This window comes from Kamptonema animale CS-326, assembly GCF_028330895.1.
In the GTDB taxonomy this organism is placed as follows: domain Bacteria; phylum Cyanobacteriota; class Cyanobacteriia; order Cyanobacteriales; family Microcoleaceae; genus Kamptonema; species Kamptonema formosum.
In genome coordinates this window covers 1-7,355 of record NZ_JAQMUA010000238.1, presented here as the reverse complement: position 1 = coordinate 7,355, position 7,355 = coordinate 1, and the positions used below count along the sequence as shown (strand labels likewise).

7 protein-coding genes and 1 pseudogene are annotated in these 7,355 nt (G+C 43.0%); 6 read left to right on the top strand and 2 right to left on the bottom strand.

All coding sequences use genetic code 11. The features are described 5' to 3' along the window. The coding region (gene ltrA, locus PN499_RS13600; RefSeq protein WP_272032503.1) for a group II intron reverse transcriptase/maturase at window positions 1–1,393 on the bottom strand (1,393 nt) is incomplete at its 3' end. A 629-nt stretch (window positions 1,394–2,022) separates the two neighbouring features. After that, window positions 2,023–2,511 carry a reverse transcriptase N-terminal domain-containing protein gene (locus tag PN499_RS13595; RefSeq protein ID WP_334311687.1) on the bottom strand — a complete coding sequence of 163 codons (489 nt, stop codon included), beginning with the start codon at window positions 2,509–2,511 and terminating at the stop codon, window positions 2,023–2,025. A 765-nt stretch (window positions 2,512–3,276) separates the two neighbouring features. Here PN499_RS13595 and PN499_RS13590 point away from each other — a divergent pair. From PN499_RS13590 to PN499_RS13565, 6 genes and pseudogenes are all read left to right on the top strand, one after another. Further along, entirely contained in the window at window positions 3,277–3,417 is a 141-nt protein-coding gene (locus PN499_RS13590) for a hypothetical protein (protein WP_272032502.1), read from the top strand. Between the two features lie 133 nt (window positions 3,418–3,550). After that, window positions 3,551–3,736 (top strand): hypothetical protein, encoded by a 186-nt coding sequence (locus tag PN499_RS13585; protein ID WP_272032501.1) that lies wholly within the window; start codon window positions 3,551–3,553, stop codon window positions 3,734–3,736. 164 nt (window positions 3,737–3,900) lie between these two features. Continuing rightward, window positions 3,901–4,302, top strand: a complete 402-nt coding sequence (locus PN499_RS13580; RefSeq protein ID WP_272032500.1) for a plasmid mobilization protein — start codon at window positions 3,901–3,903, stop codon at window positions 4,300–4,302. Between the two features lie 50 nt (window positions 4,303–4,352). After that, window positions 4,353–5,915, top strand: a complete 1,563-nt coding sequence (locus tag PN499_RS13575; RefSeq protein WP_272032499.1) for a relaxase/mobilization nuclease domain-containing protein — start codon at window positions 4,353–4,355, stop codon at window positions 5,913–5,915. A gap of 546 nt (window positions 5,916–6,461) precedes the next feature. Then, window positions 6,462–6,644, top strand: coding sequence for a hypothetical protein (locus PN499_RS13570; protein WP_272032498.1), 183 nt, complete (start codon window positions 6,462–6,464; stop codon window positions 6,642–6,644). Between the two features lie 365 nt (window positions 6,645–7,009). After that, window positions 7,010–7,355, top strand: a pseudogene (locus PN499_RS13565) (sensor histidine kinase); the annotation flags it as partial.

Below are 7,355 nucleotides of genomic sequence, written 5' to 3'. Positions count from 1 at the left end.
TTTTCCCAACTTCAGTGGTTGCAAATACCCAGTTATCATCGCCTATGGAATGCCAATATTTCTTTGACACCCATCCCTTTGATTTCTTCGGGTGGCGGAATTTTGCCCAAGAGACAAGCTTTTGATACACTAGGTCATCTAACTGAGCGTAGATTTCCTTACTTATGACAGTCGAATAGTAGTTAGCCCAACCCCTAATGATAGGGTTTAGTCGCTTAATTAGCGCCGCTTGCGGTGCTGACTTATGGGAGTCAATTACATCCGACAGACGGTCATAATGTGCCCTCACTTTTTCCTGACTTGGGGTAATGATGGTCTTAAAACCGAGTAATTCCCCTTTCGTATTTTTACCTGTATGGTGTTTCCCTTTGGGGAACTGACGTATATTAAATCCAAGGAAGTTGAATCCTGGCTTTTCCTCAACAAAAATTGAAAGAGTGTGCGTCAGCCGAGTTTTACTGGGTTTTAATTCCAAGCCTATGCCCATTAACCATTCCGAGATTATTTCCCGGCATCTTTGAACAACGGTTATGTCTTCATGGAGAATCACGAAGTCATCGGCGTACCTGATTAAAGTAGCTCCTGGCTGATAGCCAGCGTATTGACCTTTCTTGACAATTGTGCCACTAGGAAAGGCGCTTTTTATCCGGTTTTCCATCCCGTGGAGGGCTATGTTTGCCAAAAGCGGTGAAAGGCACCCGCCTTGTGGCGTTCCCTCAGATGTAGCAAACAACTGCTTACCATCCATCACCCCCGCTTTTAACCATGCACGAATTTGACGGCGAATGGTGGGAGATGTATTCAGTTTTAAAAGCAGTGCTTTATGGTCGATACAGTCGAAACACTTTGATATGTCGGCATCAAGTACAAATTTTTGTTTATACCTGATGGAGTTAAAGATTGCTTCGATTGCATCATGACATGACCTTCCGGCTCTGAACCCGTATGAGTTTGGTTCAAATCGCGCTTCCCATTCTGGTTCTAATGCCAGTTTGACAAGCGTTTGCAAGGCGCGGTCATCCATTGTAGGTATTCCTAAAGGTCGCTTCTCATCACGTCCAGGCTTGGGAATCCATACACGCCTAGTCGGGCTGACCTTAGAACCCAGTTTTATTTGATTTATTAAGGCAAGACGGAGATTAGGAGTCAGTGATTTAACACCGTCTACACCTGCCGTCTTTTTGCCGCAATTATCCTGGGTAACTCTACGAACCGCTAACGCTCTTGCTGACCAAGAATTCATCAGCGTTTTTTGAAGTCTGCGATATGTTTTTACATCGCCACGAATCGAGGCTTGATAAATTCTCTGTTGCAGCTTATACACTCTACGTTCTAGCTTTCGCCAGTTAATAGAACGCCATTCCCCCGTAGTCTTTAAACTCGTATTAGACATATTTACTGCTACTGGAAACTTCATCTTCCAAATCACCGTGATTCTGTCTGCCTATCCTCACCATTACAGTGAGGCGTTTTGCTTTTGAATCAATCTTGCCTACTCTTCGTATTAGTTAGCACCTACTCAATCATTGAAGATTGAGAACAGACGAGAGGTTACTTCGTTTCTGATAGTCATTGTTTGAGTTTTTAGAGCGGTACTATCCACCGGGTTTAGAGGAAGTGCTTGTTGGACACCCAGGACCTTGCCAACTCCCCATTATCCTTGCCCTTTTGGGACTCCCAGCGTTTCAGCCTGATTGCGCTGGTTATTTCTGACGATGGTTCAAACATACCTTCGTATTCCTACTCATGAACTCTTGCTTGATGTATACCGGATTAGGCTTCCAGTATTTAACACCTTTCACCCCCGCTTCAAGGATTGATGGCTAGTCGCTACCCTGGGGGACGCAATTCTTGACTGCGCTCTGTGTGCTTTCACTCCTGCACCTGGAGGGTGGGACTTAGTTTTCTAGGATACTTACCTCACCCACATGACTATCAAATTGTCTTGGCGAAGCCTCTCCCTTTGGGAGAAGGTTCTTGTGTAGCTTGCGGGTAATCCTCTACCCATTTCAGGGTTAGTTTCTACCCAACGAATCGCACTCCTGTTCTAAATCCATAACTCCGGGCGTGGAAAGTTGCTTCGTGCGCTGGCTCTAGCGCGTATTTTGCGAGGCATTGCCACGCTCTATCGGCGATAGTAGGTATCTTAAGGAGGCGGATACTCCCATCCTTTTTTGGGATTGGTATTGAACGCAACTTCTGATGTTTCCAGTTGTTACTTTTGGCTCTGAGTTCTTCGCCCAGTGCAAACCTTTCCTCAAATGTGAGTAAGGCTTTTTTATCGATTCCCGCAGTCTTTTTGCCAGCGTTTAGTTGAGTTACTTGACGTATCGCCAACATTCTTGCAGCCCGAGATTTCAGAATTAGCTTTTGAAGGGACTTCGCTTTCTGCTTGTCTCCAACCTGAATCGCTTTATACACTCGCTTTTGTAGGCGGAATAAATTACGACGGAATTTCTTCCAAGGTAACGTCTTCCAAGATTCACTAACATTACTGTTGTGGCTAATCATGCTCTGCTCTAGTTTGTGTACTCTGAATACCTCAGACCAATTACGGTCTGTCCTACCCGAACTAAGGGGGTTCCGCTGCTCGTCTAGCCTACAAAAGGGTTCGACTTCCCCTTGACCCTCAGCTCGTTTTTCTTCGTTCCCTCGGTTAGATTGATTGTTCCTTTAGGTGGAGCCAATTTAACTACTGGATACCCTAGACTCTTGCCGATATTGAATAGAGATTCGGCGGGTATAAACTCCAGTAGAGTCGGGGGTCTATAGTCTGTGTCCCGCTCCTAATTAAGTTACTTTTCTAGGCTCTGTTTTCACCATCGGAACTCCCCGTTAACGCCAGTGTCACCTCACATTAGATGTCTGATTGCGTCCTGTTCCCAGCTTCACTCTCCAAGAATCGAGCTTAGTCGGTGTGGACAGATAGGGAGTCATACCTGAGTCTGGCAGAAGGGACTTACACCCTTATCAGACCGAAAGTTCAGCCTTGTGACTGGAAACGCTATGTACGGGCTTTTACCGTGATTTGCGTTTCAACGAATCGCACCTATTCAATTAGTTCGACTTGCTCAATTGTGAAAGTACAGCTTGCTCTAAATGACACGAGTTACAAGCTTATTCCTTGAATTGGGAGTGCAGAGTTTGCTGTTAAATTGTTAAATTGATATTAAGTGTACCGGAACGGTAAAAAACCTCAAAATTAACTTTTTGAGACTGAGTTTTCATGATTTTTTTTGCATAAATTTGCATAAATTTGAATTTTTGTGAGTTTTCATGAGTAAAACCATGCAAGCTCATCTTGAATTATTAGCTGAAGTCGAGGCAGTATTTGCAGCAAAAAACTCACAAAAACTCACAAAAACTCAAATTTATGCAAGCTGGGAAACCAAGGAAAAAAGCAGAGATGAGAGGTAGCAAGCAATGTTTTTGTGATCACAAATCTGACTTTTAAGTGCAGAAAGAGAAATAATGCACCCTCCTTTTGCGGAAGCCTAACCGCAACGGAGGGTTTAATACTTTTTTAAGCTTTAATGACAACTGTAACTGTTTGTACTACGATTTAAGCGGAATATTATACAGCCATAAGAAATTAGAGGGAGAAAATGCTTCAAAAGCTATTCAACAAGCTCATCACTTATTCAAGTGCGATCGCGATAGCGACAGTCTCATTCAGGGGATCGATCCACCTACAATTCAACAAGCTCATCACTTATTCAAGTGCGATCGCACCTAAACCAACTATTTTATACAAATAAAGAAAATCAAGGTCAGTCTGTACCTTAATAAACTCTCTAAATAGCCCTCTCCAATTGGGGGAGATAAAATCACCTGAATAGCGCTTGTCGATTACAGTTATTAACTTGTATCTTGACAATAGATTTTTACTGATTAAAAGCTATGAAAACTTTACTGAAAGTAAGACCTAGAGAACGGCTATCAAACCATATCCACATTCGCCTAACAGACTCGGATTATAGCCAAATTCAAACACTAGCGAACCAAGTAAATTTGAGTATGAGCGACTTCATGCGTCGTGCAGCTTTGAAAAGAGCCATGCCACGCCCTCTAGCTGTATTTGACTTGAAAGCCTATCAAGTTTTATGCCAAATTAATGCCCAACTTAGAGTTGCCGGAAACAATATTAATCAGATTGCTAAAGCTTGCAATAGTGCTGTGGTATTAGGAAAACCCGTTATTGTCAATAGAGGACTATTAGAAAATGTACAGCAACTTATTCGAGAAAACCAAACTGCAATTAAAACAATAGTTGCCAACCTCACCAATTCTACAGTCCGCTAATTCTTGACCAGCCTGAGCAATCAATGTAATAAACTTACTGCGAAACGGTTATGATTGGCAAACAAATCAAAGGTACAGGCTGGAGAGGCTGTCTAAACTATGTACTTGGCAAAAAAGGCGCTTACTTAATTGGTGGTACTATGTGTGGACAAACACCTGAAGAACTTGCTGCTGAATTTGCCATTGCCAGACAACTAAGACCTAACCTGAAAGTAGCAGTATTTCACGCCACTTTATCTCTCGCAAGCACTCAGAAACTAGAAGATTCTGTTGAAAATGACCAGCGTTGGCTAGCAATCGCAGCCGACTACATGAAAGCAATGGAATTTGACAACAACCAGTATGCAGTTGTCAAGCACAGCGATACAGACCATGACCACATTCACATCGTCGCCAGTCGCATCCGCCTAGATGGAAGTGTCGTTGACGATAGCTGGGATTACTACAAAAGCCAAGAAGTAATTCGCCAGCTTGAACGAGACTACAATTTAGAAACTGTTGCACCTAGTTGGGATTTAGATAAGCGAGCTCCGACTACAGGAGAACACAGGTACTTACAAAGCAAGGGAAATAAGAGTGTCAGAGTGCAATTGCAAGACCTAATTGATGAAGTTACTCAAGACAAGCCAACTATGCCAGAATTAGTTGAAGGGTTGCAGCAACAAGGTGTAGAGGTGCAAGTTAGACTAACTCGAACTGGGTTGAGTAAAGGCATTTCTTACAAATTAGATGGAGTTGCTTTTAGCGGTAGTCAATTAGGTAAAGCTTACACTTTTTCAGGATTGCAGAAGCAGCGAGGCGTTAGCTATGATCAAGGGCGAGATAACGCCCTAATTGAAGCTTTAATGCAGCCACAACACTTAGCAAGTGCTGGGGGTGAAGCTCAAACAATTGAGTTAGAGTCGTTACAATCTGAGGTAATAGCAACCGCACCAGTAACTCCTGCAACAGCAAATGAATTAGAATTACAACTCTCACTGTTGCCAGAAAGTAATGAAATTCAGTGGACAAGAGTGCGCTCACATCTAGCCAAAGAGTACAGTTTGCCTTTAGAATTGCTCGATTTATTGCACTCTCATTCTTGGCTATATGCCGATAGCGAAGCAAAAGCTGTCTTTACCAAGCAGACACTATACGGAGAAACCTGTGAAGCTTTTGTTCTGGATGAAATCGGCAACTTTACTACAACCCATACTCTGCCATCTGAAGCTACTTTCTGGCTAACTACTACCGGAGAAATTGAGCGAGCAGTGATTGCCTGTAATCCAATTGAAACCCTTTCAATTCTACTTATTGAACGGGAAAACAACCAGAATAACTTTGCAACTGTACCACCCACAATTTACATAGGAATTGAACGAGCTTCACAACTGCCTAGACAATTCTTACAAGAACTCGATACCGTTATTATAGCAATAGCAGAAGATTCTCTACTTGCTCAAAATGTACTCGCGCTGCTTCCGAATGCAGAAATTGCCAATCCCCAGTCAAGTTGGAATGATATCTGGATACAATTAATTGAGCAAAAACAGATAATTGAGCGAGAACAGCTAACTTATAAACAAAATAGCCAACACCAAAAACAACGCATTCAAGAAATTGAACTGGATTAGTTGTTAACAACAGTAGCACGCCATTCGATTGAAGTGGATTAGTTATTAACCACAGTAGCACGCCATTCCATTTAACCAGACAACTGAACTGCAACTACTGCATTGAAACGGCTACCGCCCTTGTTTCGAGACATTGACAAAAATAGCTGCAAAAAGCGAGTTCCGAGGCGGGAATTTTTTAGGCAGCTTTAACTGTAACTACCTGCAATAGTAAACGGCATTGAGCCGAGATCCGTGCAAAAAAGTGCAAGATAACCAGTCAAAGCCTTACCCAGCCTTGTTTTTAGCTTTATAAGTCATCACCGTGCCCAAACGGGGAATTTGTACGAATCGGCTGAAGTGCTTGCGTAGTCATGGTTTAAAGCGTTTTTTTACAAAACTTTACGTCATGTCCTATTTTGCCCGTATCTCGGCTTAGGGGTTTTGCGTGATCGCACTTACCAAAACCCAATAACCCCAATAACCCCAACACAGGCAGTAAGGTTTCAGCCTTAGCGTACAATTTACCCGTTTTGGCACGGTGTCTTAACGGCACTTTTCGCACAGTTGCTACTCAAACGCCTCAGAGGGCAGGCGATCGCGCCTTTGTACCGTTCAGTCCCCCAAGCGGCTAAAAACGATCCAGAACTTTACGCTTTGCTTAGCCTGATTGATGCGCTGAGAGTAGGTCGAGTGCGGGAACAGCGTTTGGCGGTTAGCGAACTTGAAAACAGGCTCGTTACCCTATGAACCCGCAAATATTGATGCTAGAAACAGTTGCCAGGGTACTCTCGACGGTACCCACTACCCTCGTCTTCTATTGAGGGGCAACCATATCGCTTTACCTGGATGAAGCTGCGGCCCCCGACATTCGACCTACCGATGATGTTGATTGTGTCGTCGAAATTGCATCTAGGGCTGAATACTACCGACTCTAATATTCATAAGGCAATCTCTTAAGCTTGTAGATTTTTTTAGCTTAACTTAAAAGAGTGCCTTTTTTCCTGTTTTGTTTGGCTTCAGATTCCACTCACTTTTTTGGCTTCTGTGCTGTGTTGCGTTAGTGAAGCTTGCCGTAGGCATCGCTTCCCTATTTAAAAACTGTCCGAAGTATTGTAATAAAAAACTATGGGAATTTACCCAAAATTGAATGCTATGCCGGACAGTTGAATCAAGTATTCATGAATTTGTTGAGTAATGCAATTGATGCCCTAGAAGACTCAAACCAAGGGCTATGCAGAGATTGCCAATCAAATTATAGTTGTAACTGAGTTATCAGCAGACCAGAAACAGGTAATAATTGGGATTAAAGATAATGGGATTGGTGTGAGTGCCGAGGTGCAATCTAAAATTTTTGACCATTTATTTACGACTAAGGGAGTAGGAAAAGGGACAGGGTTAGGACTCGCGATCGCGCGTCAAATTGTTGAGGAAAAACATGGCGGTTCCCTGAAGGTTAAC